Annotated in this window: 24 protein-coding genes; 13 read left to right on the forward strand and 11 right to left on the reverse strand. The window is 68.1% G+C overall.

Translation table 11 applies throughout. The annotated features are described in order from the left end of the window. The first annotated feature begins 145 nt into the window (after positions 1-145). Together AMYAL_RS0115900 and AMYAL_RS0115905 are read left to right on the forward strand one after the other, a co-directional pair. A complete protein-coding gene (locus AMYAL_RS0115900) occupies positions 146-916 on the forward strand; it encodes a GNAT family N-acetyltransferase (RefSeq protein ID WP_020632293.1) in 771 nt (256 codons plus the stop codon). A 37-nt stretch (positions 917-953) separates the two neighbouring features. Further along, on the forward strand, positions 954-1,688 hold the full coding sequence (locus AMYAL_RS0115905) for a GNAT family N-acetyltransferase (protein ID WP_245192927.1): 735 nt from the start codon (positions 954-956) through the stop codon (positions 1,686-1,688). Here AMYAL_RS0115905 and arfB read toward each other — a convergent pair. The 6 genes from arfB to AMYAL_RS0115935 form a co-directional block, all read right to left on the reverse strand. Next, positions 1,677-2,108, reverse strand: coding sequence for an alternative ribosome rescue aminoacyl-tRNA hydrolase ArfB (arfB, locus tag AMYAL_RS0115910; RefSeq protein WP_209447238.1), 432 nt, complete (start codon positions 2,106-2,108; stop codon positions 1,677-1,679). The two genes, AMYAL_RS0115905 and arfB, sit on opposite strands and share 12 nt — an antisense overlap. Before the next feature lie 32 nt (positions 2,109-2,140). Then, the gene (purM, locus tag AMYAL_RS0115915) at positions 2,141-3,211 is read right to left on the reverse strand and encodes a phosphoribosylformylglycinamidine cyclo-ligase (protein WP_026467128.1); all 1,071 of its coding nucleotides are present in this window, start codon (positions 3,209-3,211) and stop codon (positions 2,141-2,143) included. Between the two features lie 30 nt (positions 3,212-3,241). Beyond that, a complete protein-coding gene (purF, locus tag AMYAL_RS0115920; protein WP_020632297.1) occupies positions 3,242-4,780 on the reverse strand; it encodes an amidophosphoribosyltransferase in 1,539 nt (512 codons plus the stop codon). Between the two features lie 252 nt (positions 4,781-5,032). After that, positions 5,033-5,434 carry a hypothetical protein gene (locus AMYAL_RS0115925; RefSeq protein ID WP_020632298.1) on the reverse strand — a complete coding sequence of 134 codons (402 nt, stop codon included), beginning with the start codon at positions 5,432-5,434 and terminating at the stop codon, positions 5,033-5,035. Then, the gene (locus tag AMYAL_RS0115930) at positions 5,418-5,657 is read right to left on the reverse strand and encodes a DUF397 domain-containing protein (protein ID WP_005152616.1); all 240 of its coding nucleotides are present in this window, start codon (positions 5,655-5,657) and stop codon (positions 5,418-5,420) included. The genes AMYAL_RS0115925 and AMYAL_RS0115930 overlap by 17 nt, the downstream gene beginning before the upstream one ends. A 284-nt stretch (positions 5,658-5,941) precedes the next feature. Continuing rightward, positions 5,942-6,820, reverse strand: coding sequence for a helix-turn-helix domain-containing protein (locus AMYAL_RS0115935; RefSeq protein ID WP_020632299.1), 879 nt, complete (start codon positions 6,818-6,820; stop codon positions 5,942-5,944). A 202-nt stretch (positions 6,821-7,022) separates the two neighbouring features. Here AMYAL_RS0115935 and AMYAL_RS0115940 point away from each other — a divergent pair, with 202 nt between their 5' ends. Then, a complete protein-coding gene (locus AMYAL_RS0115940; RefSeq protein ID WP_020632300.1) occupies positions 7,023-7,820 on the forward strand; it encodes an SAM-dependent methyltransferase in 798 nt (265 codons plus the stop codon). 82 nt (positions 7,821-7,902) lie between these two features. Here AMYAL_RS0115940 and AMYAL_RS0115945 read toward each other — a convergent pair whose 3' ends face one another. Further along, a complete protein-coding gene (locus tag AMYAL_RS0115945) occupies positions 7,903-8,283 on the reverse strand; it encodes a sterol carrier family protein (RefSeq protein ID WP_020632301.1) in 381 nt (126 codons plus the stop codon). A gap of 53 nt (positions 8,284-8,336) precedes the next feature. Between AMYAL_RS0115945 and AMYAL_RS0115950 the strand changes: the two genes are divergently transcribed. The 6 genes from AMYAL_RS0115950 to AMYAL_RS0115975 all read left to right on the forward strand — a co-directional run bounded on the left by AMYAL_RS0115950 (position 8,337) and on the right by AMYAL_RS0115975 (position 13,891). Further along, positions 8,337-8,963: a type VII secretion system-associated protein gene (locus AMYAL_RS0115950; protein WP_026467129.1), complete on the forward strand. Its 627-nt coding sequence runs from the start codon at positions 8,337-8,339 to the stop codon at positions 8,961-8,963. Positions 8,964-9,067: 104 nt separating this feature from the next. After that, positions 9,068-9,883, forward strand: coding sequence for a lysozyme (locus tag AMYAL_RS0115955; protein WP_039794006.1), 816 nt, complete (start codon positions 9,068-9,070; stop codon positions 9,881-9,883). Positions 9,884-10,074: 191 nt separating this feature from the next. Next, the gene (locus AMYAL_RS0115960; RefSeq protein ID WP_020632304.1) at positions 10,075-10,920 is read left to right on the forward strand and encodes a lysozyme; all 846 of its coding nucleotides are present in this window, start codon (positions 10,075-10,077) and stop codon (positions 10,918-10,920) included. A gap of 163 nt (positions 10,921-11,083) precedes the next feature. Beyond that, positions 11,084-11,926, forward strand: coding sequence for a flagellar basal body-associated FliL family protein (locus AMYAL_RS0115965; protein WP_020632305.1), 843 nt, complete (start codon positions 11,084-11,086; stop codon positions 11,924-11,926). A gap of 4 nt (positions 11,927-11,930) precedes the next feature. Next, positions 11,931-13,040, forward strand: a complete 1,110-nt coding sequence (locus AMYAL_RS0115970) for a pentapeptide repeat-containing protein (protein ID WP_026467130.1) — start codon at positions 11,931-11,933, stop codon at positions 13,038-13,040. Continuing rightward, positions 13,037-13,891: a hypothetical protein gene (locus tag AMYAL_RS0115975; RefSeq protein WP_026467131.1), complete on the forward strand. Its 855-nt coding sequence runs from the start codon at positions 13,037-13,039 to the stop codon at positions 13,889-13,891. The genes AMYAL_RS0115970 and AMYAL_RS0115975 overlap by 4 nt, the downstream gene beginning before the upstream one ends. Positions 13,892-14,400: 509 nt before the next feature. Here the strand turns inward: AMYAL_RS0115975 and purL are convergent. Beyond that, positions 14,401-16,686, reverse strand: coding sequence for a phosphoribosylformylglycinamidine synthase subunit PurL (purL, locus tag AMYAL_RS45925; protein WP_093976481.1), 2,286 nt, complete (start codon positions 16,684-16,686; stop codon positions 14,401-14,403). 119 nt (positions 16,687-16,805) lie between these two features. On the opposite strand from purL, the gene AMYAL_RS0115990 reads away from it, so the two are divergent. Further along, the gene (locus AMYAL_RS0115990; RefSeq protein WP_020632310.1) at positions 16,806-18,431 is read left to right on the forward strand and encodes an ABC transporter ATP-binding protein; all 1,626 of its coding nucleotides are present in this window, start codon (positions 16,806-16,808) and stop codon (positions 18,429-18,431) included. Positions 18,432-18,542: 111 nt separating this feature from the next. Then, positions 18,543-20,270, forward strand: coding sequence for an ABC transporter ATP-binding protein (locus AMYAL_RS0115995; protein ID WP_020632311.1), 1,728 nt, complete (start codon positions 18,543-18,545; stop codon positions 20,268-20,270). Between the two features lie 62 nt (positions 20,271-20,332). Here AMYAL_RS0115995 and purQ read toward each other — a convergent pair whose 3' ends face one another. Together purQ and purS are read right to left on the reverse strand one after the other, a co-directional pair. Beyond that, positions 20,333-21,010: a phosphoribosylformylglycinamidine synthase subunit PurQ gene (purQ, locus tag AMYAL_RS0116000; protein WP_007032539.1), complete on the reverse strand. Its 678-nt coding sequence runs from the start codon at positions 21,008-21,010 to the stop codon at positions 20,333-20,335. Next, positions 21,007-21,246 carry a phosphoribosylformylglycinamidine synthase subunit PurS gene (purS, locus tag AMYAL_RS0116005; protein WP_020632312.1) on the reverse strand — a complete coding sequence of 80 codons (240 nt, stop codon included), beginning with the start codon at positions 21,244-21,246 and terminating at the stop codon, positions 21,007-21,009. The genes purQ and purS overlap by 4 nt, the downstream gene beginning before the upstream one ends. Before the next feature lie 66 nt (positions 21,247-21,312). On the opposite strand from purS, the gene AMYAL_RS0116010 reads away from it, so the two are divergent. Together AMYAL_RS0116010 and AMYAL_RS0116015 are read left to right on the forward strand one after the other, a co-directional pair. Further along, positions 21,313-22,086, forward strand: coding sequence for a hypothetical protein (locus tag AMYAL_RS0116010; protein ID WP_020632313.1), 774 nt, complete (start codon positions 21,313-21,315; stop codon positions 22,084-22,086). Positions 22,087-22,189: 103 nt separating this feature from the next. Next, positions 22,190-23,773 (forward strand): GMC family oxidoreductase, encoded by a 1,584-nt coding sequence (locus AMYAL_RS0116015; protein ID WP_020632314.1) that lies wholly within the window; start codon positions 22,190-22,192, stop codon positions 23,771-23,773. A 113-nt stretch (positions 23,774-23,886) separates the two neighbouring features. On the opposite strand, the gene AMYAL_RS0116020 is transcribed toward AMYAL_RS0116015, so the two are convergent. Next, positions 23,887-25,389 carry an aldehyde dehydrogenase family protein gene (locus tag AMYAL_RS0116020; RefSeq protein ID WP_020632315.1) on the reverse strand — a complete coding sequence of 501 codons (1,503 nt, stop codon included), beginning with the start codon at positions 25,387-25,389 and terminating at the stop codon, positions 23,887-23,889. Positions 25,390-25,686 lie beyond the last annotated feature (297 nt).

Genomic DNA, 25,686 nt, shown 5'->3' on the forward strand with positions numbered 1-25,686 from the left:
AAGCCCTGCCTATCGGGAAAGAGGGATGCCTCATGTCTGACGCCTTCAGCGGCGTCGGCACGAGCTAGCCGGCGCCCACGCCAGCTTCACACGCACGCGGGTTCTCCCGTGCGTCCCTTCTTCTTGCCTGAAAGGCTTTTCACCAGTGCATTCCGAGAACATTCGTGCTCTGCAGTCCTACCTTCGCACCACCGCGGCGAAGTTCCGCGAAACCGAGCGGATCGGGCCGTTCCTGGCCACCTACACGACCGGGAACGACCACATGTTCCTCAACTACGCGATCCCGGACAACGGCGGAACGCCCACCGCGCAGGACGTCGCGAAGCTGACCGAGGCGTTCCGCGCGCGCGGGCTCACGCCGCGACTGGAGTTCCTGACCGAGGCCGTTCCCGAGGCAGAGGCCGTGCTCGTCGAAGGCGGCTACACCTTGGAACGGCGGATCCCGTTGATGGTCTGCCCGCCGGGGCAGGTCGTCGAGCAGCCGATTCCCGCCGGGGCGGTCCTGAAGACGCCCGTCACCCCCGCCGAACTCCGGCTGATGATCCGCGCGCAGAACCTGGCGTTCGGCGAACCCGACCCTGGTGAGCAGGTCGAACCGTCCCCCGCCCAGCTGAGCGGCGAGATGATCTCGGTCATGGCGCTCACCGAAACCGGTGACTGTGTCGGCGGCGGGGTCGCGACGGCGATCCTCGACGGCGCGAGCGAGATCGCCGGGATCGGGGTTCTCGACGGATATCGGCAGCGTGGGATCGCCGCGGCGATCACGGAGCATTTGACACGTGAGGCCCACGCCCGTGGCGGCGACTCGGTGTTCCTGACACCGGGCGCCGGTCAGGCGGAACGCGTCTACGGCCGGGTCGGCTTCACAACCGCGGCCGAATGCGTGCACCTGTCCGTCGTCCGGGAAACCGTCTGAAGGGCTCTCACCAGTGCATTCCGAGACGATTCGTTCTGTGCAGTCCTACCTCCGCATCACCGCGGCGAAGTTCCACGAAACCGAGCGGGTCGGGCCGTTCCTGGCCATGTTCGACCCCGAGAGCGATTACTGCGGCTGCAACTACGCGATCCCCGACTTCGGTGCCGTTCCCACCGAGGACGAGGTGGCCCGGCTCACCGAGGCGTTCCGCAGGCGCGGGCGCGTGCCGAATCTGGACTTCCTGCGCGAAGCCGTTCCGGCTGCTGAAGCCGTGCTTGTCCAGTGCGGTTACACGCCGGAGCGGGGGCTCCCGTTCATGATCTGCACTCCGGAGCAGGTCGTCGAACGACCGAAACCGGCCGGGATCAGCCTGGTCGTCCCGAAGACCGTCGATGAGTTCCGGAAGATGATCCGGGCGCAGAATGTGGCCTTCGGGGAGGCAGATCCCGACGAGCACGTCGACCCGTTCCCGAGTCAGCTGAGCGGCGAAAGCACCTCGGTGATGGCTGTCGCCGAGAACGGCGAGGTCGTCGGCGGCGGGGTCGCGACGGGGATCATCGACGGCGCGAGCGAGATCCAGGGGATCGCGGTGATCGCGGAGTACCGGAGCCGCGGGATCGCCGGGGCGATGGCCGAGTATCTGACCCGTGAAGCTCACGCCCGCGGTGCCCGATCGGTGTTCCTGATACCGGCTCTCGGGCAGCGGGAACCCGTCTACGGCCCGGTCGGTTTCAAGACCGTGGCCGAAAGCGTGCGACTGTCACTCGTCTGAAAAACCGCCGCGGCGTGACTTCTTGACGTCGCCGCGGCGCTTCTTCGAGGCCAGGCGGCGTTCCTTCGAACCTCTCGAAGGTTTGGTGGGACGCCGCTTGGCGGCCGGGGGCGCCGACGCGTCCAGCAGCAACATCACCAGGCGCGCCCGCGCGGCTTCCCGGTTCATCAGCTGGGAGCGGTGTTCGGACGCGGCGATCGTGACGACGCCGTCGACGAGACGCGACGAAAGCCGGTCCAGCATCCGGGCCCGGAGATGTTCCGGGACGGAAGCCGAACCGGCCACGTCGAAGGAAAGCTCGACCCGCGAGTCCGTGGTGTTCACGCCCTGCCCACCCGGACCCGACGACCGGGAGAACCGTTCGCTCAATTCGGCACCAGGGATCACGAACCGGGTGCCGATCACCACGTCATCAGCCACGGACCCAGTGTGTCACCTTGGCTCAACCAGATTCAGAAACGCGGGTGGTCACCGGAGAGCACGGCGCGCGGGCCGTCCGGGTCCTCCGCGGGCTGCACGTCGCCGAGGATCCACGACGGCACGTGCCGCGCGGTCAGCATCGCGAGCGCACGGTCGACGTCGTCGGGGCCGACGATCGCGACCATGCCGACGCCCATGTTGAACGTCTTCTCCAGTTCGGCGCGCTCCACCTTGCCGCGGTGGCCGATCAGCGCGAACACCGGCGCCGGGGTCCAGGTGCCGCGTTCGAGCCGGGCGACCAGGCCGCGCGGCATGACGCGGGCGAGGTTCTGCTCCAGTCCGCCGCCGGTGACGTGCGCGAACGTGCGGACGTCGGCCTCGGCCACCAGTGCGAGGCAGTCCTTCGCGTAGATCCTGGTCGGCTCCAGCATCTCCTCGCCCAGCGAGCGGCCGAACTCTTCGACGTGCCCGTCGAGCGGCATGCGCGCGATGTCCAGCAGGACATGCCGGGCGAGCGAGTAACCGTTGGAGTGCAGGCCGGACGACCCGAGCGCGATGACGACGTCGCCGGGGCGGACCCGCTCCGGGCCGAGCACCTTCGACGCTTCGACGACGCCGACGCCGGTGCCCGAAAGGTCGTAGTCGTGCTCGCCCATCAGGCCGGGGTGCTCGGCGGTCTCGCCGCCGAGCAGCGCGCAGCCCGCCTGGACACAGCCTTCGGCGATGCCGCCGACCAGTGCCGCGATCTTCTCCGGCACGACCTTGCCGACGGCGATGTAGTCCTGCATGAACAGCGGCTCGGCACCGGTGACGACCAGGTCGTCGACGACCATCGCGACCAGGTCGATGCCGAGGGTGTCGTGCTTGTCGAGCGCCTGCGCGACGGCGATCTTGGTGCCGACCCCGTCGGTCGACGAGGCCAGCACCGGCTCTTTCCACTTGTCCAGCTTCAGGGAGAACAGCCCGGCGAAACCGCCGACCCCACCCATCACCTCGGGCCTCGTGGCCCTCTCGGCGTGTGGTTTGAGCAGCTCAACGGCTTTGTCACCGGCGTCGATGCTGACCCCGGCGGCGGCGTACGTGGCGCTCGTGGACTCGCTCACGGAAGCGGACTCCAACTCTGGAAGAAAGGACTAGGGACGCCGGATGGCGTCTTCAGCACCGTACCCGGCAGGGCTGACGGGCTTCGCCGCGCCATTGACCGAGTCCAGGCTTTCCAGCAGGTGCTTCCCGATCATCGCGTCTTCGGGAAGCGCGATCGGGTACTCGCCGGAGAAGCAAGCGGTGCACAACCGCGACTTCGGCTGCTCCGAAGCCGCGACCAGCCCGTCCAGTGAGACGTAGCCCAAGGTGTCCGCTCCGATGGAGCGGCGGATGCCGTCGAGGTCGACGCCGTTGGCCACCAGTTCGGCGCGGGACGCGAAGTCGATCCCGTAGAAACACGGCCAGCGGACGGGCGGCGACGCGATCCGGACGTGCACCTCGAGCGCACCCGCCTCCCGCAGCATGCGGACGAGCGCGCGCTGGGTGTTGCCGCGGACGATGGAGTCGTCGACCACGACGAGCCGCTTGCCGCGGATGACGTCGCGCAGCGGGTTCAGCTTCAGCCGGATGCCCAGCTGGCGGATGGTCTGCGACGGCTGGATGAAGGTGCGGCCGACATAGGCGTTCTTCACCAGGCCGGTGCCGTAGGGGATGCCGGAGCCCTGCGCGTAGCCGATGGCGGCCGGGGTGCCGGATTCGGGCACCGGCATGACCAGGTCGGCGTCGGCCGGATGCTCGGCGGCGAGCTTGCGGCCGATCTCGACACGGGTCGCGTGCACGCTGCGGCCGGCGATCGAGGTGTCGGGGCGCGCGAGGTACACGTACTCGAAGACACAGCCCTTGGGCTCGGGGTTCGCGAACCGCGAGGAGCGCAGGCCCTCCGCGTCGATCGCGATGAGCTCACCGGGCTCGACCTCGCGGACGAACGACGCGCCGCAGATGTCCAGCGCGGCCGTCTCGCTCGCGACCACCCAGCCGCGTTCGAGCCTGCCGAGCACCAGCGGGTGCACCCCGTGCGGGTCGCGCGCGGCGTACAAGGTGGACTCGTCGGCGAAGACCAGGCAGAACGCGCCCTTGAGGGTGGGCAGCAGTTCCAGCGCGGCGGCTTCGATGCCCTTGTCCGCGGCGTTGGCCGCGAGCAGCCCGCACACCAGGTCGGAGTCGCTGGACGAACCTGTCAGGCCCGCGTGCGGCTTGAGCCCGGCTTCGACAGTGCGATCGCGGAGCTCGGCGGTGTTGACGAGGTTGCCGTTGTGTGCGAAGGACAGTCCGCTGCCGGTGGCGGTGGTGCGGAAGATCGGCTGCGCGTTCTCCCAGATGGTCGCGCCGGTGGTCGAGTAGCGGCAGTGCCCGACGGCGATATGTCCCTGCAGCGACTGCAGGACCTGCTCGTCGAACACCTGGCTGACCAGGCCGAGATCCTTGAAGACGACGATCTGCGAACCGTCGGAGACCGAGATGCCGGCCGCTTCCTGGCCGCGGTGCTGAAGTGCGTAGAGCCCGTAGTAGGTCAGCTTCGCGACCTCTTCTCCGGGCGCCCAGACACCGAAGACACCGCATTCCTCGCGGGGTTCCGGATCGGGCTGGTCGGTCACGGGCTGTCCGGCGAGGGACGGGTCGGAAACCACCGAGGTGCTCCCAGGGAGAAAGAGGGCAGGCCGCCACCAGTGTAAACGGTGGGGCGTAGATCAACGCGCCGCGCGACGTGGCACTGGACACGCTTTGAGCTGTCACACTGAGTGAACCCGCAGCCGCGATCGACGTCGGCAGGGTTCCCTATGACCGTGAGTGACGGGCAGGTGTCAAGGCCCGGCACTCACGACCCCCGACCAGCCGACCGCTCCCCCTCGACAGAGGCGGTCGACTGTGCTTGAGGGCAACTAGCTCGCGGCGAGCCACTTGGACGTGCCGCCGCGGCCTGGGACCCAGCAGCCCTTGGACACGGTCTCCGGGAGGAGCAGCGAGCCGGGGGTCCGTTCGTCCGGAAGCGCGAGCAGTGCCGTCAGCACCGTCGCCGCGTCACCGGCTGTCTGCCACAGCCGGACCTCGGGTTCGAGGATGTCTTCCTCGGTGCCGGGCATACGGGTCGCGATGACATCGTCCTCGGCGTTGAGCCGGACCACGTCGACCACGTTGTCGTGGACCCGCACGCCGACCACGGCGATGACCTCGCCGTTCGCGTCGCACGGGTGCACGAACTGATACCCGCGGTTGATCAGTTCCTGCAGACCGCTTTCGATGTCGGTGATTTCCGCGGTGATGGTGTCACCCGAGAACGTCATCGAATTCGCCGTCCTTGGCGCCCGCGAGGAACGCGGCCATCTCGGCCTGGGTGTAGATCAACGCAGGCCCGGTCGGGAAACGCGAGTTGCGCATCGCGATCTCGCCGGACGCGAGCGGCGCCACCTCGACGCAGTTGCCGATCGCGTTGCTGTAGCTGGCTTTGCGCCATTGCGCGCCGGTAAGCCGATCGGCCGGGATGCCGTTGTCGAACTGTTCAGCCATGGTCCCCACCTTCCCCGACAGAAAACTTCGGGCGATGCATCTGCATGTGCATTTGCCTGTGATCCCAAAGTTAGCACGTGTGACTGCAACGGTAAATGCACGTGCAGAAGTTTCTGCAGAATTCGCGTGCAGTGATGACTCAAGTCATCCTTCGTACCACTAACGCGTGACGATCACAGCCACCATCGGGTGAACAACCACTACACGTGGCCGCGTTTTCGGGGTCACGCAAGAAAACCTCGTGAGTCACCGGGGCGGTGGACAACCCCACAACGGTGAGCGGCTCAGATTTCCGCGCGGCGCTTCATGAGCATCTGGCGGCTGCGGTCCGGCGTCTCCGCGTCGACCGCGAGCATGTCCAGCGCCCGGCTGTACCGCTCGATCTCGTCGCGCTTGTCGATGTAGTGCGCGCCGGTCAGGTACTCGGTGTAGGCGATGTTCGGCAGTTCCTCTTCCGCGAACCTGAGCAGCGAGAACGCGCTGTCGGCGGAGTAACCGCTCCGGTCGAACGGGAGGACCTGGACCGAGATGTTCGGCTGCTGGATCATCTCCAGCAGGTAGTCGATCTGACCCTTGAGCACCTCGCGGTCGCCGATCGGCCGGTGGAGCACCGACTCGTCGAGCACCAGCCACAACCGCGGCGCGTCCGGCCGGGACAGCATCTTCTGCCGCCGCATCCGCAGCACGACCCGGCGGTCGATCTGCTCGTTGACCATGTCCTTGCGGCCGTGGCTCATGATCGCCCGCGCGTAGTCCTCGGTCTGCAGCAGGCCCGTGACGTACAGCGGCTCCCAGACCTGGATCCGGGCCGCGGCCTCTTCGAGCCCGACGAGGTCGTTGAACCAGCTCGGCATCAGGTCGCCGTAGCGGCGCCACCAACCCGGCTCGTTCGACTCCTTGACCATGTCGAGGAACTGCTGCCGCTCACCGGGATCGGTCATCCCGTACATGGTCAGCAGATCGGCGACGTCGCGTTCCTTGAACCCGACGCGGCCGAGTTCGAGACGGCTGATCTTCGATTCGGAACCCCGGATGCTGTAGCCGGCCTCCTGGCGCGTGATGCCCGCGTCCTCACGCATCCGCCGGAGCTGAGACCCGAGGATCATCCGCCGTGCGGTGGGACCCAGGGACTGCTCACCGCCGGACGGGGTGACCGCGTTCATCGACCGGGGACCTTTCGTACGACAACACTCGCCAGGGGACAAGCCGGTTACTGAAAGTACACGTTTGGACCTCGACACGACAGGGATGGCTCGGTTTACCCGTCGCGTACGTGGTTCTACTCTACGTAGAGCCCGAGACTTCCGACACAGTTTTGTGAGGTTAAAGATGCCCGACGCCCCGACGCGGACGGAACGAGTGCCAGTGGGTGTCGACCCGACGCGGGCCAGCATCGCACGGGTGTACGACGCCTTCCTGCTCGGCAAGGACAACTACGAGATCGACCGGGAGGTCCTGCACAAGGTCCAGCAGGCGGCCCCGGAGGCTCAGGACCTGGCCACCGAGAACCGCGGCTTCCTGATCCGCGCGTGCCGGTTCATCGCCAGCCAGACGGGCATCACCCAGTTCCTCGACCTGGGATCCGGCCTGCCGACGGCCGAGAACACGCATCAGGTGGTCCAGCGGATCAACCCGGAGATCAAGGTCGTCTACGTCGACAACGACCCGGTCGTCCTCGCGCACGGGCGCGCCCTGCTCGAGGAGAACGAGAACACCCACTTCGTCTCGGACGACATCTTCGAGCCGGAGCGGATCCTGGAGAACCCGGACATCCTCCGGCACATCGACTTCACGCAGCCGATCGCGTTGCTGCAGCTCGGGACACTGCACCACTACAGTGGGCCCAAGGACCAGCCCGCCAAGATCATGAAGAAATACATCGACGCGCTGCCGTCGGGTTCGTACGTGGCGATTTCGCACTTCTCCGACCCGGAGGACGAGCTGTCCGAGGTCGCCCGCAAGATGGAGGACTTCTTCATCCACAGCCCGATGGGCTCGGGCACCTTCCGCACCAAGGCCGAGATCGAGGCGCTGTTCCACGACCTCGAAATGGTCGAGCCCGGCGTCAAGCTGTGCGTCGACTGGTGGCCGGACGGCCCGCGGATCAAGGAGCTCAACGCGGCTCAGCGGACCATCTCCGGTGGCATCGGCCGCAAGGCGTAAGACCGCCCAGCTGCTGCGATGAACGGTCCGTTCCTTGCGAAATCTGCAAGGAACGGACCGTTCATTGCCTGCCGGAGCGGGGTCACAGGCGGACCAGCGGCAGCCAGTGGGCCAGATCGGCGCGCGTCCCCGAGGCGGTGACCCGTCCCGTCTCGACCGCGTCGGCCCAGCCGAGCAGCCCGGTCGCCAGTTCCAGCCACGTGCGCGGATCCGTTTCGACGACGTTCGGCGGCGTCCCGCGCGTATGGCGCAATCCTTCGACACACTGCACAGCCGCGAACGGCGGCACCCGCACTTCGACACTCTTCCCCGGCGCGTCCGAGGCCAGCGTCCGCAGGCTCAGCCGGACCGCCGCGGCCAGTTCGGGCCGCGCCGGATCCGGGCCGGATCCGCTCAACCAAGGGGAGATCGCCGTGATCGCGGCACGTAACTCAGCGGGGTCGACCGAACGCGAAGAGGCCATGGGAGAACAGTAGAGTGAGCGCGAACAAACCTTCAGGCACCCGGAACGTGGGGATGGCGATGGCGCAGCGGGACGAGGCGGATCGGTTGGCGTCGAGCCCGGCGGGCAAGCGGAAACCGGGCAAGCCGAAGATCACCGAAGAGATGCGCGCCAACGCCAAGGCCAACCCCAACAGCTGGCTTTATGTCATCGACGAGGCCTTCGACCCCGACGGCCCGGTGCCGTCCTGGGCGGTCGTCGGCGCGTACCCGGTGAACGGCGGGGGCGAGATCGTCGAGGACTTCCACCCCAACGACCGCTACCGGCCCTCGCCGAAGGCGCTCGGCTTCCCGGAGCCGCGTAACGACCTCGAGCAGCTGCTCCAGCTGGTGCGCACGAACCACCGTCCGGCCGCCGACCTGCCGCGGGTCTTCCTCGACTCGACGCTGTTCGTCTACGCCCTTTCGCCGGTGCAGCGCACGGTGATCGGCTTCCACAACGTCGACGGCCAGGTGCTCGTGCCCGCGTACACGGCCAAGTCGCTGGTCCCGCGTGAATGGCCGCACGCCCGCGCGGTGCTGGGCCGGGACATGGTCCCGCTGCTCGCCGGGCACCCCGTGACCCTCAATCCCCACGATCGGCTCACCGCGATCATCCCCTCGGAGCACCTCGACAAGGCCCTTTCGGACGAGCGCCGTTAGGGCTCGATTAACCCACTCGGCCCAATTTATTCAGGGCAAAAGCAACTCTTTCGGGTGATGTTCGAGTCGCTGATTCTCTTTTCCCGAGGGATCGTGGCGACGTGATGAGTCGCAGAGTGTGTTCGAAAGGCTGGGGGGCCGTCCTCGCGGCGGGGGTCTTGCTGCTCGCGCAGACCCCCGCCGTCGCACGGGAAGGCGGGCCCAGATACGACGGGGCCGAGGAGCACTACGCCGGTTCACAGATCGCGCTTTACGAAGGCGTCGGTGTGCCGGTCGGGCCGCTGTACGGCGGCGAAGCGCAGACGCTCGGCCACGACGTCAGTGGCCATCAGGGTGACGTCGACTGGCCCGGCGCGGCGAGGACCGGCGCGAAATTCGTCTACGTGAAGGCGACCGAGGGCACCGGCTTCGTCAATCCCCGGTTTCCCCAGCAGTACAACGGTTCCTACGACGTCGGCATGATCCGCGGCGCGTATCACTTCGCCCGCCCCGACATCTCGGACGGCGCCGCGCAGGCGCACTACTTCGTCGATCACGGCGGCGGCTGGTCCAACGACGGCAAGACGCTGCCGGGCGCGCTCGACGTCGAGTACAACCCGTACGGCGAAACCTGTTACGGCAAGACGGCCGCGCAGATGGTGGCGTGGATGGCGTCGTTCGCCGAGACCTATCTGTGGCGGACCGGGCGGCATCCGGCGATCTACACGTCGACGAGCTGGTGGAAGCGCTGTACCGGCAACAGCAACAACTTCTGGGCGAATCCGCTCTGGATCGCGCGCTACAACACGGAGATCGGCGAGCTGCCCGCGAGCTGGAAGACCCAGACCATCTGGCAGTTCTCGAACAAGGGCAGCCTGCCCGGTGACCAGAACTGGTTCAACGGCACGGAAGATCGCGTACGCGCGCTGTCTATCGGCTGACGGATCCCCCGCCTGGGGGTTACAAGATCACAAAGCACCCCCAAGATGGAAATGAAAATCACCCACGCGTAGTACCAATTTCACGGAAGTTAGTGACAAACCCGGCACCCGTCGTCAACAATCGTGCCCGGACGGCTACCACCTGCAAGTTAGCCGTCCTCAGCGAGGGTTATCCGTGAAGGGATTGTCGTATGCGCACTTCCCGAAGAGTCGCCATCGCCGTCGGTTCCGCGCTGCTCCTGCTCAGCAGCACGGTCCAGGCGTCGGCCGCCCCGTCCCCCGAGATCATGTCGATCGAACAGGATCTCCAGCAGAACGACCACACCATCGGATCGCAGATCCGGCGGGTGGAAGGTGACACCTCCACCCCGGACTCCAAGGAGAAAGCGGCCCGGCCGCAGCCTGAAGCCGGGGTTCTCGCGACTGTCGCGGGCATGGACGTCGCCAGCTACCAGGGCAATGTCGACTGGGCCAACTGGTGGGGTCAGGGCAAACGCTTCGTGTGGACGAAAGCCACCGAAGGCACGAGCTACAAGAACCCGTATTTCGCCCAGCAGTACAACGGCTCCTACGGCCAGGGCTTCATCCGCGGCGCGTACCACTTCGCCCTGCCCAACGTCTCCGGCGGCGCGGCGCAGGCGGACTTCTTCATCAACAACGGCGGGGGCTGGTCCAAGGACGGCAAGACCCTGCCCGGTGCGCTGGACATGGAGTACAACCCGTACGGCGCCACCTGCTACGGCCTGAGCCAGGCGTCCATGGGGGCATGGATCCGGGCGTTCCACGACCGCTACCAGGCACGCACCGGCCGCTGGCCCGTCATCTACACCTCGACGAACTGGTGGAACACCTGTGTCGGCACGTCGCAGAACTTCGGTGGCACGGTTCCGCTGTGGGTGGCGCGGTACGCGTCCACCGTGGGGGCTCTTCCCAACGGCTGGGGCTTCTACACCGTGTGGCAGTACACCTCCAGCCCGCTCGACCAGAACACCTTCAACGGGGCTTATGACCGCTTGCAGGCACTGGCCAACGGCTGAGCTGCGCATTTCGTGAAGAAGCGGCTCCCAGCCTCGGCCGGGAGCCGCTTTCGACGCAAGGTACCTTCCCACTGAAACCCCTGGCACGGGCGGATCCGGAACCAGCGCTGACCGCCGGTCGTCTGATCTGAAGCCTCAGGCCCCAGCACGGAAGGCGAGACCGATGACCTACCCACCCCAGCCAGGCCAGCCCTATGGGCAGGACCCCCAGGGACAGCAGCCCGGTGGCTGGGACCAGACCCAGCAGTACGGTCAGCCGCAGCAGTACGGACAGCAGCCGCAGCAGGGCTGGGATCAGACCCAGCAGTACCAGCAGCAGCCGCCGCAGCAGGGCTGGGACCAGACTCAGCAATACCAGCAGCAGCCGCAGCAAGGCTGGGACCCGAACGCTCAGCAGCAGGGCTGGGACCCCAACAACCCCGGCTACCCGCAGGGTTACGGCGGCCCGCCCGCGCCGCCGAAGAAGAGCAAGACCGGACTGATCATCGGGATCGTGATCGGCCTGGTCGTGCTGATCGCCTTCGGTGTCACCGGTTTCCTCGCGCCGGGCTTCCTGCTCAGCAAGGACGAAGGCAACAACACGGCCGCGCCGCCGCCCGCGTCGTCGTCCGAGAAGGCACCGACCTCGGCGCCGAAGAGCAGCCCGAAGTCGAGCGCGCCCAAGAGCAGCCCGAAGAGCACCGAAAGCGGTGGCACGGGCTCCGAAGGCAACCCGAAGGGCGTCCAGAACCTCAAAGACTTCCTCGCGAAGGTGAGCGCCGGCGACAAGGAGGGCGCGCTCTCGCTGGTCTGCGCCGACATGAAGGCGACCATGGGCGACTCGATCGACATCATGGCTCCGGCGCCTTCGCAGCTGGAGGTCACCTCGACCGCCGGCATCGGCGACGGTTTCATCACCGGCGACATCGAGGGCACGGTCAAGGGCAAGAAGGTGAGCGGGTCGGGGATCTCCTCGGACGACAACCCGGACAAGTCCTTCTGCGTCCGCAACTTCTTCGTATTCTGAGCGGATGAAGCGGTTGCTCCGCTCCCCATTGCTCTGGACGTTCTTCGTCTCCCTCGTGCTGCTGCTCGCTGTGGGCGGCTGGTTGCTGACCGATCCGGCGACCAGCCGCAGCGAGGCGTTGAAGACCGGCGGCATCGCCGGGGGTGCCATTGTCGCGCTGTACGCGTTGTGGCTCAACGACAGGCGGCGCCGGGTCGAGGAGCGGCGGCAGGAGGTCGAACGGCAGCGGCAGGAACTCGAACTGCGGCGGGCCGACCAGGACCGGGACCGGATCTCGGACGAGAGGTTCGCGAAGGCCGTCGAACTGCTCGGGCACGACGCCGACCAGGTGCGGGTGGGGGCCCTGCACGCGCTGGCCGGGCTGGCCCGCGGTCGGGCGGTGTACCGGCAGACCGTGCTGGACATCCTGTGCTCGTACCTGAGGCGGCCGTTCGAGCATCCGCGGTACGACGAAACCGCGAAACCGCCCAGGGACGACCCGACCCTGAAGGCGACCCCGGAGCAGGACCAGGAACTCCAGGTGCGGCAGACCGCGCAGCGCCTCATCGGGGAACTGCTCCCGGCGGCGGATTCCGCGGACACACCCGCGTACGACCTCGACCTGACCGGGGCGGTGCTCGAGTATTTCGACCTGTCGGAACGGAAAGTCGGCAAGCTGCTGCTCCGGTACGCCGGGCTGTACAGCAGCACCAACCTGTCCGGCTGCGTGTTCCGCGGACCGGTGTACCTGACCGGCGCGGGAGCGAGCGAGAAGAAACGGATCGGCTTCTTCCGGTGCAGTGAAGCCAAGTTCGAGCAGCGGGCGTGGTTCAGCGGGGTGCGATTCTCCGAGGACGCCGAGTTCCGCGGCACGACCTTCGGGGGCGAGACCTCCTTCAAGGACAGCGTTTTCGTGAAGAACGCCGTGTTCGCCGACGCGAAATTCGGGAAGACGCTGGATCTGCATCGCGCGCGGTTCGAGAGCTTCGCGGATCTGGGTTTCGGTGAACCGCCCGGCACGGTGTCGCTGTACAACACGATGGTCGAAGCGTCGAGGGATCACGAACTCCCGGCGGGCTGGTCCGTCGACTCCTTGCCCGACGGCCGGGCCCGGCTCACGGTGAAGGACCGATGAGACGACTGCTCAGGTCACCGTTGGTGTGGACGTTGGCGTCCTCGATCGCGGTGCTCGTCGGGGTCACCGCCTGGCTGCTCGCGGATCGCGCGACGAGCCGGGTCGAAGCACTCAAGACCGGTGCCCTCGCCGGCGGCGCGATCGCCGCGCTCTACGGGCTCTGGCTCAACGACCGGCGGCGGCGCACCGAGGAGGACCGGCACGAGATCGAGCGCAGCCGGATCTCCGACGAACGCTTCGCCAAGTCGATCGAACTGCTGGGCAACGACGCCGACCAGGTCCGGGTCGGGGCGATGCATTCGCTCGCGGGGCTGGCCAGGACGCGGCCGGAGTACCGGCAGACGGTGCTCGACGTGTTGTGCGCCTACCTGCGGCGGCCGTTCGACCATCCGAAGTTCGATTTGGCGGCGGGCAAGAAGATCGAGTGGAGTGACGAGGACAAGGCGGCCGCGGAACGCGAGCGGCTGGTCCGGCGCGCGGCCGAACGGCTGATCCGCGACATCCTTCCCCATGCCGGGACCACCGGGCCGACGCTTTCGCTCAACCTCAGCGACGCCCGGCTCGACAAGCTGGGGCTGCTCGGCAGGCGGGTCGGCTGGTTCGGCGCGGATCGCTGCGAGGTGCTGACGTATCTCGACCTCACCGACGCCCAGCTCTCCGGGAAGTTCCTGCTGGAGAACGCGACGATCCACGGCGAGTTCGTGCTCACACGGGCGAGTTTCGAGCGGAAGGTGTCGCTGGACAATACGGTCGTCGAGACCGCTGTCGACTTCAGTGTCGCGACCTTTGCGGAGCCGCCGTCGGTGGAGGGTGCGAAGTTCGCGGAGGGTTCGGTGCTGCCTGGCTCGTGAGTGGCGTTTCGGGTTCTGGCGGTCCTTACCACTCACGACCATCGCTAGGACGGTTGTCGCGGTGTCCTGAAGGCCCCCTTTGAGACGTTCAACGTCTCAAAGGGGGCCTTCAGGACACCCGTGCATCTCTGGCTCGTTCACGTCCCCGCCCGGCCGACCCCGCGTCTAGTGAGGCCGGGCAGTGTCGCGAAAGCCACTTTCGGGACATCAGGCGTCGCGAAAGTGGCTTTCGCGACACCCGCGGCTGCGGACTCGCGTGATGGAAGGGACGACACGCGTGTCCAGCTGGACGCCACCCGGCGGACCCCGCGATCAACCGCAGCCACGAACCAGTAGGCACCTAAGACACCCTTGGCCCTAACCCGAAACGCCACTCACGACCACGGTGACCAAGCTCGGTACGTTCGCGTGACCGGGTGGACGACACGTGTGATCAGACGGACGACACGCGTGACCGCAGGTACCTAGGCGCCTTTGGCTCTAACCGTCCTTGCCACTCACGAGAGCCTTTAGTCGAACAGCGCCGGGAGGGTCTTCTCCCAGGTCTCGCGGAGCTCGTCCAGCGTGAACTCGGTGATGTCCTGGAGTTCGAGCGAGCCCGACTCCGGGTCCACCACACCGGTCTTGCGCCACGGCAGGCCGCGCGCGGTCAGCATCTCGGTGAACCGCAGTTCCTCGGTGCGCGGCACGGCGACCAGCACCCGGCCCGCGGACTCGGAGAACAGCTGCACGAACGGGTCCTGCTCCGAGTCGAGGAAGACACGGGCACCGCACTGTCCGATGAGGACGGTCTCGACGAGCGTCTGGATCAGGCCACCGTCGGAGATGTCGTGCGCGGCAGAGATCATGCCGTCGCGGGAACCGGCGATGAGGATGTCGGCGAGCAGCTTCTCGCGGGCGAGGTCGACCTTGGGCGGGCGGCCGCCGAGGTGGCCGTGCAGTTCGCGCGCCCAGGCGGAACCGTCCAGCTCGTCGTGGGTCTCGCCGAGCAGCAGCAGGGTTTCCCCGGCCTCGGCGCCGATCCCGGTCGGGATGCGGCGGGTGACGTCGTCGATCACGCCGAGCACGCCGACCACCGGGGTCGGCAGGATCGCCACGTCACCGGTCTGGTTGAAGAAGCTGACGTTGCCGCCGGTGACCGGGATGCCGAGTTCGACGCAGCCGTCGGCCAGACCGTGCACGGCCTGCTCGAACTGCCACATCACGCCGGGGTCGGTCGGCGCGCCGAAGTTCAGGCAGTCCGACACCGCGACCGGCTTCGCGCCGCTGGTGGCGACGTTGCGGTACGCCTCGGCCAGCGCGAGCTTCGCGCCCTCGTACGGGTCGAGGAAGACGAACTTGCTGTTGCAGTCGGTCGAGACGGCGACGCCGCGGCCGGTCGACTCGTCGATCCGGATGACACCGGAGTCCGACGGCTGCGCGGACACGGTGTTGCCGCGCACGTAACGGTCGTACTGGGAGGTCACCCATTCCTTCGACGCCTGGTTCGGCGACGAGATCAGCTTGAGCACGTCGGCGCGCAGTTCGTCCGAAGTGGACGGACGCGGCAGCTTCGCCGAGGTGTCGGCCTGCAGGGCGTCCTGTGTGGACGGTCGCTGGATCGGGCGGTCGTACACCGGGCCCTGGTGCGCCACGGTGTGCGCCGGGACGTCGACGACGATCTCGTCGTCCCAGGTGATGACCAGGTGCTCGCCGTCGGTGACCTCGCCGATGTCGGTGGCGATGACGTCCCACTTCTCGCAGACCTTCATGAAGGCCTCGACGTTCTCCGGCGAGACGACCGCGCACATGCGTTCCTGCGACTCGCTGGAGAGCACCTCCGCCGGGGTCATCCCGGTGGCGCGCAGGGGAACCCGGTCGAGGTAGATGTGCATGCCGCCGTCACCGGCCGCCGCGAGCTCCGACGTCGCGCAGGAGAGCCCGGCGCCGCCGAGGTCCTGGATGCCGACGACGAGCTTCTGCGCGAACAGTTCGAGACAGCACTCGATGAGCACCTTCTCGGTGAACGGGTCGCCGACCTGGACGCTGGGCAGCTTCTTGCGACCACCCGAGGATTCGTCCCCGGAGAACGTGTCGCTCGCGAGCACGGACACGCCGCCGATGCCGTCGAGGCCGGTGCGAGCGCCGAACAGGATGATCTTGTTGCCCTTGCCGGAGGCGAAGGCAAGGTGCAGGTCCTCGACGCGCATCGCGCCGACACACAGGGCGTTGACCAGCGGGTTGCCGGAGTAGCTCTGGTCGAACACGAGCTCGCCGCCGATGTTCGGCAGGCCGAGGCAGTTGCCGTAGCCGCCGACACCGGCGACCACACCGGGCAGCACGCGGCGGGTGTCGGCCGCGTCGGCCGGGCCGAAGCGCAGCGCGTCCGCCACCGCGAGCGGGCGCGCGCCCATCGCCATGATGTCGCGCACGATGCCGCCGACGCCGGTCGCGGCGCCCTGGTACGGCTCCACGTAGGACGGGTGGTTGTGGCTCTCGACCTTGAAGGTGACCGCCCAGCCTTCGCCGATGTCGACGACGCCGGCGTTCTCGCCGATACCGGCGAGCATCTTCTCCTTCATCTCGGGAGTGGCGGTCTCGCCGAAGTAGCGCAGGTGCTTCTTCGACGACTTGTACGAGCAGTGCTCGCTCCACATCACCGAATACATCGCCAGTTCGGCGTCGGTCGGACGGCGGCCGAGGATCTCGCGGATCCGGGCGTACTCGTCGTCGGCGAGGCCGAGTTCGACGTACGGCTGGGTCTGCTCGGGAGTCGCCTCGGCGCGTGCGGTGGTGTCGACGTCGGTGCTGGTCACGGTGTCCACATCAAGGTTCGCCACGGCCCTAAGAGTAGGTCAGGGGAATGTTCACCTCGCGGTCGCCCACGGATAAATCGGTCGCGCCGGAGACGGTGATCCGCTTACCGTCGATAATCGTGCTTTCCGCCACATATCCCCTTCCGCGACTGCGGCTGCCCGCCAAGCCGACCGCCTGGCGATACCTCGCCGCGATGATGCTCGCGCGCCCTGGGCTGCTCGTCGTGTCGGCGATCAGCGGGGCGCTGTGGTCGCTGCCGATCGCCCTGCTGCCGGTCGCGATCGGCCGGGGCATCGACGCGATCGGCCGCGGCGACGGCGACTCCGTCTGGCTGTGGGGGCTCGCGGCCGCCGGGCTCGGGATCGCGCAGACGCTCGCGGGCACGGTGCAGCACTTCGCGTCCTACGGCTGCTGGATCCACGGCGCCGGGGTCACCCAGCGGCTCGCCACCGAGCACGCCGCGAAGCTGGGCGCGAACCTGCGGGACACGACCACCACCGGTGACGTGGTCGCGATCACCACCAGCGACATCAACCCGATCGGTGATTCCTTCGAGGTGCTCGGACGGGCCTTCGGTTCGCTGATCGCGTTCATCGTGTGCGCGACGGCGCTGCTGACGACGTCCCCGCTGCTCGGCGTGGTCGCGCTGGTCGGTGTCCCGCTGGCGGTGGTGGGCATCGGGCCGCTGCTGAAGCCGCTGGAGAAGCGCCAGACGAAGCAGCGCGAGGAGAAGACCGACGTCAACGCGCTGGCCGCGGACATCGTCTCTGGCCTGCGGATCCTTCGCGGCGTCGGCGGCGAGAAGCAGTTCCTCGACCGCTTCCGCCGCTCCAGCCAGCGGGTCCGGGCGGCCGGTGTCCAGGTCGGGCGCAGCGAGGCATGGCTTTCGGCGGCGGAGGTCGCGCTGCCGGGCCTGGTCACGGTGGTCATCACCTGGCTGGGCGCGCAGCTGGCGATGAACGGCACCATCGGCGTCGGCGAGCTGATCACGTTCTACGGCGTCTCGGTGTTCCTGGTGATCCCGGTGACGACGGCGACCGAGTTCGCGGGGGTGCTGAGCGCCGCGCTGGTTTCGGCGCGGAAGGTGTGCAAACTGCTGTCCACCGAACGCACGCTCGCCGAACCGGAGAACCCGGTGCCGCTGCCGGAAGGCCCGCTGGACCTGGTCGACGAAACGTCCGGGATCAAGGCCGAGGCCGGGAAGCTGACCGTCATCGACGTCGGAGCTGATGCCGAGGCGGTGGCTTCGCGGATGGCGCGGTTCACCGATCCGGGTGAACCTGCCCTCGTCGGCGGCGTCCCGGTGGACCGGGTCTCGCTCGGCGAGCTGCGGCGGCGGGTGGTCTACGCGCACAACCAGGACATCTGGTTCTCCGGGGTGCTGCGCGAGCAGGTCGCCCCCGCCGAGCCTGGCGATGTCGAGATCACCGAAGCGCTGTACGCGGCGGACGCCGAGGACATCGTGGACGCGCTGCCCCACGGCGTCGACGAGGTGATCGGCGAACGCGGACGTGAGGTTTCCGGTGGTCAGCGGCAGCGGCTGAACCTGGCCCGCGCGCTGGCGACCGACGCCGACGTCCTGCTGCTCGACGAGCCGACCTCGGCCGTCGACGCGCATACCGAAGCCCGCATAACCGAACGCGTCGCGAAACTGCGGCGCGGCAAGACCACCGTCGTGTTCAGTCAGAGTCCTTTGTGGACACATGTGGCGGATGTGGTCGTGAGTACGAAAGTGGTCGCCTGAAGACGGAGTAGCCGCGCCCGCCTCTGGCCGAAGGCCTCGCGAATCCGTTGGCGGGCCGGAGGCCCTCCGGCGGGTTCGCGACGACCACCTCGGGGGTAAGGAAATGACAGCATGAAAAAGCTGCCTTTGGCAGACAAGAAAGACGTTCGACGATGGATAAGGGAGACCGCGCGCGACAACAAGCGCGAGTTCTCCGTGATGCTCGGGCTGTTCTGCGTCGCGACCGCGATCGGGCTGGCCGGGCCGCAATTGCTGGGCGCGCTGGTCGACGAGGTCGTCGAAGGCACGACGACCGCCACGATCACGTGGCTCGCGGTCGCGTTCGTGATCGTGCTGGGCGCGCAGGCCTGGTTCAAGGGGCTGGCGCGGCTGCGCGCGCGGGTGTTCGGCGAGCGGATCCTGGCGGACAACCGCGAGAAGTTCGTCGGGAACGCGCTGAACCTGCCGCTCGGGACGGTCGAGGCGGCGGGTACCGGTGACCTGTTGAGCCGGGCGACCACCGACGTCAGCCGGATCGACCACGCGGTGCGGTTCGGCGCGCCGGAGATCCTGATCGCCGCCGTCACGGTGGTGTTCACGGTGGTGGCGATGGTGGTCACGTCGCCGTTCCTGGCGCTGGGCCTGCTGGTCGCGCTGCCGCTGCTGGTGCCGGTGAACATCTGGTACCAGCGGCGGGTGCCGGACGTGATGCGACGGATGCTCGACAAGTGGGCCGAGTTGCAGTCCACCACGCACGAGACCGCGGAGGGCGCGCGGACGGCGGAGGCGCTCAACCTGACCGGCCGCCGGGTGAAGACCGGGCACGACGGTCTCGACGAGGCGATGCTGGGCGAACGCAAGATCCGGGCGCTGCAGATGCGGTGGATCCCGTCGCTGGAGATCAGCTACGTGCTGCCGGTGCCGGTGATGCTCGGGCTGGGCCTGCTCGCCTACTCGAACGACTGGGAAGGGCTCGGCACGATCACCGCGATGCTGCTGTATTCGCAGGTCATGACGGGTCCGCTGAACGAGGCACTGTTCTGGCTCGCGGACATGCAGGTCGCCGGGGCGTCGCTGCGACGGCTGCTGGGCGTACGGCCGCCTTCGTCGGAGGCTTCGGCTCCGGAGGCTCCGCGCGGCCAGGACATCGAGGTCCGCGACGTGCGCTTCGGCTACAACGCGGAGCGCGAAGTGCTGCACGGGATCGACCTGCGGGTGCCCGCCGGGGAGCGGCTGGCGATCGTCGGGCCGTCCGGTGCGGGCAAGTCGACGCTGGGACGGCTGCTGGCCGGGATGTCCGCGCCGACGTCAGGTTCGGTGCGGATCGGCGGCGCCGAGGTGTCGACGCTGCCGGACGACGTCCTGCGCGGCGAGGTTCTCCTGCTGACCCAGGAACAGCACGTGTTCGCGGGGACGCTGCGGGACAACCTCACGCTGCCCGCCGGGGACTGGACCGACGAAAAGCTCCTCGACGCGCTGGCCTCGGTCGGTGCTTCGGAGTGGGTCGCGAGCCTGCCGGACGGCCTGGACACGAAGGTCGGGGCCGGGGCGGTCGCCGTCCCGGCGGCGATGGCGCAGCAGCTGGCGCTGGCGCGGGTCGTGCTGGCCGACCCGCACACGCTGGTGCTGGACGAGGCGACGTCACTGCTGGACACGGGTTCGGCGCGGGAACTGGAGCGGTCGCTGAGCGCGGTGCTCGAAGGGCGGACGGTGATCGCGATCGCGCACCGGCTGCACACCGCGGCCGCGGCGGACCGGGTCGCCGTCATCGAGGGCGGGCGGGTGACCGAGCTGGGTTCGCACTCGGAGCTGCTGGCGGCCGGTGGGCCTTACTCGGCCCTGGTGGCCGCTGCGTCCTGAAGCGCAATGAACGGTCCTTTCCTTGCCAAATTTGCAAGGAAAGGACCGTTCATTGCGTGCGTTCAGGCGGAGACGAGGGCGTCCACGGCGCTGTAGAACATGCCGAGGCCGTCATCGGAAGGCCCGGTCAGGGCGTCGATGGCGTGCTCCGGATGCGGCATGAGCCCGACGACGCGGCCGTTCTCGCTGCGGATCCCGGCGATGTCGTTGCGCGAGCCGTTCGGGTTGCCGCCGACGTAGCGGAACACGACGCGACCCTCACCCTCCAGCTCGTCGAGGGTGGCCTGCTCGGCGACGAAGCAGCCGTCGATGTTCTTCATCGGGATGAGGATCTCGGCGTCTTTGTCGTACCGGGTGGTCCACGCGGTGTCGTTGTTCTCGACACGCAGCCACTGGTCACGGCAGATGAAGTGCAGGCCCGCGTTGCGGATCATCGCGCCCGGCAGCAGCCCGGCCTCGCACAGGATCTGGAAGCCGTTGCAGATACCCAGCACCGGCATGCCCTTGTGGGCGGCCTCGATCACCGAGGACATCACCGGCGCGAACCGGGCGATGACGCCGGCGCGCAGGTAGTCGCCGTAGGAGAAGCCACCGGGGACGACGACGGCGTCGACGCCCTTGAGGTCCTCGTCGGCGTGCCACAGCGGGACGGCTTCGGCGTCGGCGTAGCGGACCGCGCGGGCCGCGTCACCGTCGTCGAGCGTGCCGGGGAAGGTGATGACCCCGATACGGGCGCTCACGCGTCCACCCGCGTGATGGTCCACTGCTCGATGACGGGGTTCGCGAGGAAACCTTCGGCGATCTTTTCGAGCGTCGCGTCGTCGACGGAGTCGTCGACCTCGATCTCGAAGTGCTTGCCCTGACGGATCCCGGTGATCCCGGTGAAGCCGAGACGACCGGCCGCGCCGAGCGCGGCTTGGCCCTGCGGGTCGAGGATTTCGGGCTTGGGCATGACGTCGACGACGACTCGGGCCACGGCAGGCTGCTCCTTATTCACGCAGGTCGTGGGTACCGCCCGAGCCTACTTCACTACGGTTGCGGCATGACCTACGGGCAGTACGCGCCGCCGAAGAAGCCGAAGACCTGGCTCTGGATCACGCTGACGCTGGTCGTGGTCCTGATCGCGGGCGGTGTCGCGTTCACCGGTTTCGTGACGCCGGGGTTCTTCAAGTCCAAAGCCGACACCACCTCGCGCGCGACACCTGAGCAGCTCAGCCAGTCGTTCGTGAACGGCGTCGCCGAAGACAGCGCGAGTCAGCTCTGGTGCGCGATCCGCTCGAAGCGGTCCTACGCGTTCGAGCAGACCATGGGCGTCTCCGATGGCGCACAACTGAGCACGCCCGCGCACCAACGTGCGGCGCAGGAGTACTCGGCCGCGTTCACCACCGGGGGTCAGACCGTCGGGATCGCGATGATCCCCGGCGAAGGCGGCTGGTGCGTGCGCGACGCCAAGGTCGGGAGCGAGCCCGAGCCGCTCCCGAGCGTCGAAACGCGACCGTCGCCGCGCCCCGACGTCAAGACGGGGGAAGAGGCGGGGACCAAGTTCGTCGATGCGATCAACGCGCGCGACATCCCGGCGGCGCTGTCCGTGCTGTGCGAAAAGGTGCCGGACACGACCCGCGACGGCGTGCAGCAGATCATCCACGGCGAGGCGCGGTACACCGTCGCGAAGACCGACGTGCTGACCACCGCCGAGCAGACGATCCTGCACCTCGACGGCCGGATCGACGGCATCCAGGCGCCGGGCCGGGTGGAGACCGAGGACAAGGCCGACGGCGGCCCCTGCGTGGCTTCTTTTTCACCCGACTCCGACTGAGCTCGCAGCGGTCCTTCGTCTGGGGGATGCTCGGAGCGCGGCGGTGGGCCAAGATGAGCCCATTGGCGGGGCGCCAACACCGGGGCGAGCAGCAGGAGGCACCGTGTCCGATCAGGACTCCTTCGACTACGTCATCGTCGGCGCGGGCAGCGCGGGATGCGTGCTGGCGAACCGGCTGAGCGAGGATCCGTCGGCACGGGTGCTCCTGCTCGAAGCCGGCGGCGAGGACGACGCCGACGAGATCCACATCCCCGCCGCGTTCCCCGGTCTGTTCAAGACGAAGTACGACTGGAACTACGAGACGGTCGAGCAGAAGCACACCGGCAACACCCTGTACTGGCCGCGCGGGAAGACGCTCGGCGGCTGTTCCTCGATCAACGCGATGATCTACATCCGCGGCAACCGCGCCGACTACGACGGCTGGCGCGACGGGCACGGCGCCGAGGGCTGGGGTTTCGACGACGTCCTGCCGTACTTCAAACGGGCGGAGGCGAACCAGCGGCTCGGCGGGCCGCTGCACGGTACCGACGGGCCACTGCACGTCGAGGACCGTCGCTTCACCCACGAGCTTTCGCACGCCTGGGTGGATTCCGCCGTCGCCTGGGGCCTCAAGCGCACCGACGACTTCAACGGCGAGTCGCAGGAAGGCGTCGGCGTCTACCAGGTGACGTGCAAGAAGGGCCGCCGCTGGTCGACGGCCGACGCGTACCTGCGGCCCGCTCTGACGCGGCCGAACCTCACCGTGCGGACCCACGCGCAGGCCACGCGCGTGGTCTTCGAAGGCACCCGCGCGGTCGGCGTGTCCTATTTGGACAAAGGGGTCGAGACGACGGTCCGCGCGTCGGCCGAAGTCCTGCTGAGCGGCGGCGCGGTGAACTCGCCGCAGCTGCTGATGCTGTCCGGGGTCGGCCCGGCGGAACACCTGCGCGAGCACGGGATCGACGTCGTGGCCGCGCTTCCCGGCGTCGGCGACAACCTGCACGACCATCCGGCCTGCGGGATCATCTGGTCGACCCGCGGCACCACCGATCTGGTGGACGCGGCGACACCGGGCGGGCTGGTGCGCTACCAGCTCACCAAACGCGGCCCGCTGGCGTCGAACATCGGTGAGGCCGGCGCGTTCTTCCCCGCCGCGGACGGCGTCTTGCCGCCGGACATGCAGATCCACGTCGCGCCGACGTTGTTCTACGACAACGGAATGCGCGAACCGACAATGCCGGGTTTCACGTCCGCGGCGACGCTGGTCGACGTCGCGAGCCGCGGACGGCTGCGGCTGAAGTCGGGGAATCCGTTGTGGAAGCCCGAAATCGACCCGGCGTACTACGCGGAGTCCGTGGACATGGAGAAGATGCTCGCCGGGATGCGGACCCTGGTGGAGATCGGGAAGTCCGGTCCGCTGGCGAAGTACCTGGACAAACCGTTCCTGCCGGAGCGCCACGACCTGACCGATTCCGAACTGGCCGACTACGTGCGCGAGAAGACGCAGACGCTGTACCACCCGGTGGGGACCTGCTCGATGGGAACGGGCGAGAACGCCGTCGTCGACCCGTCGCTGAAGGTGCGCGGGGTGGACGGGCTGCGGGTGGTGGACGCGTCGGTGATGCCCGTGGTGCCGCGCGGGAACACGAACGCGCCGACGATCATGGTGGCCGAAAAGGCCGCGGATCTCATCCGGGGCGTGCGTTAACGCCGAACTCGCGTGCTTGAAGGCGGAACTCACGTGCTTGGAGACGGGACTCACGAGTTCCGTCTTCAAGCACGCGAGTTACGGCTCTGATCACGCGAGTCACGGGTTCGGGGTCAGCGCTTGCCGTGCAGGACGGTGATCAGCTTCGCCACCAGCGCGTCGGTCTTTTCCTTGCGGGAGAACGAGGTCAGCACGATCGGCGCGGTGAAGCGCTGGCGCGCGACGGCCTTCGGGCGGGCGAACTCGCGCAGGCCTTCCGGGCCGTGGATCCGGCCGAAGCCCGAATCGCCGACGCCGCCGAAGGGCAGCGAAGCGATACCGGCGAAGGAAAGCGGCGCGTTGATCGACGTCATGCCGGTGCGCAGGCGGGCGGCCAGTTCGAGGCCGCGCGACTTCGAGAACACCGTCGAACCCAGGCCGTACTTCGTGTCGTTGGCCTTCTCGACGGCCTCGTCCATGTCGCGGACCTTGGCGATGGTGACGGTCGGGCCGAACGTCTCCTCCTTGACCGCCTCGGAGTCTTCGGGCACGTCGACGAGCACTGTCGGCTGGACGTAGCGGTCGCCGACCGCGTCGACGCCGCCGACCAGCGCCTTGCCGCCGCGTTCGATGGCGTCCGCGATGTGCCGCTTGATCACCGCGAGCTGCGAAGGCATCGTCACGGGGCCGTACTGCGCGGCCTCGTCGGAACCGGCCCGCACGTCCTTCGACTTCTCGACGACCTTCGCGACGAACTCGTCGTGCACCCGCTCGTGGACGTACACGCGCTCGACGCCGATGCAGGTCTGGCCCGAGTTGGAGAACGCGCCCCAGACGGTCGCGTCGGCGGCGGCCTCGAGGTCGGCGTCCGCGTCGACCAGGACCGCGTCCTTGCCGCCTGCCTCGATGATCACCGGCGTCAGCGTCTCGGCGGCCGCGGCCATGATCTTCTTGCCCGTTCCGGTCGAACCGGTGAAGGCGATCTTGTCGACGTTCGCCTCGACGAGTGCCGCGCCGGTCTCGCCGAAACCGGTGATCAGCTGGAGCACCGGCCACTCCGGGACGACCTCGTTGAACGCGTCGACCAGCCATTTCCCGACGCCGGGCGTGTACTCGCTCGGTTTGAAGACGACGGTGTTGCCGGCGGCGAGGGCGTAGGCGATGGAGCCGAGCGGGGTGAACACGGGGTAGTTCCATGGGCCGATCACGCCCACGACGCCGAGCGGCTGGTACTCGACCGTCGCCGCCTGGTTCGACATCATCAGCCCGGCCGCGCGGCGCTGCTTGCCGAGGATCTTGCGTGCGTTCTTGCCCGCCCACGCGATGTGCTCGATGGCGAGGACGCTCTCCAGCTGCGCGTCGGCGATCGGCTTGCCGGTCTCGTCCCGGACGACCTGGCACAGCTGCGGCAGCCTGCGGGTGATGACGCCCTTCCACCGGCGCAACCGCTCCGCGCGACCGTCGTAACCGAGCCCGGCCCACCATTCGGCGGCGTCCCTCGCCCGCGCGACGGCGGCGCGCACGTCCTCCCTGGTGTTCATGGGGTAGGTGCCCACGACCTCGTCGGTCGCCGGGCTGAGGGAATCGAAGGTCTCCCCCACACTGTGCGCGGTCGGCTTCGGCTGGACTGCGGTCATCGACTTCTCCCGTGTCTCGGCTCAAAGCCCAGGCTACGACGTTACTGACGGCGTGCCAATAGCTCGCCTGGGGCGGGCCACCAGCATTACACAGGAGACGAGAGCCGCAAGGACTCCGAAGCACCTCCAGCACTCAGGAACTCCTGCGCGGCTTTGCGGGCCACTTCGCCGAGATCGTATTGAGCCGAAAGGCAAACGCGTCGTGACCGCGGCGGGTTCGGCTGGGTGACCGCGCGATGTACGGGCTGGCTGGAGCGTGTCGCGAAAGCCACTTTCAGGACGTCTGATGTCTTGAAA

Source organism: Amycolatopsis alba DSM 44262 (genome assembly GCF_000384215.1).
GTDB lineage: Bacteria > Actinomycetota > Actinomycetes > Mycobacteriales > Pseudonocardiaceae > Amycolatopsis > Amycolatopsis alba.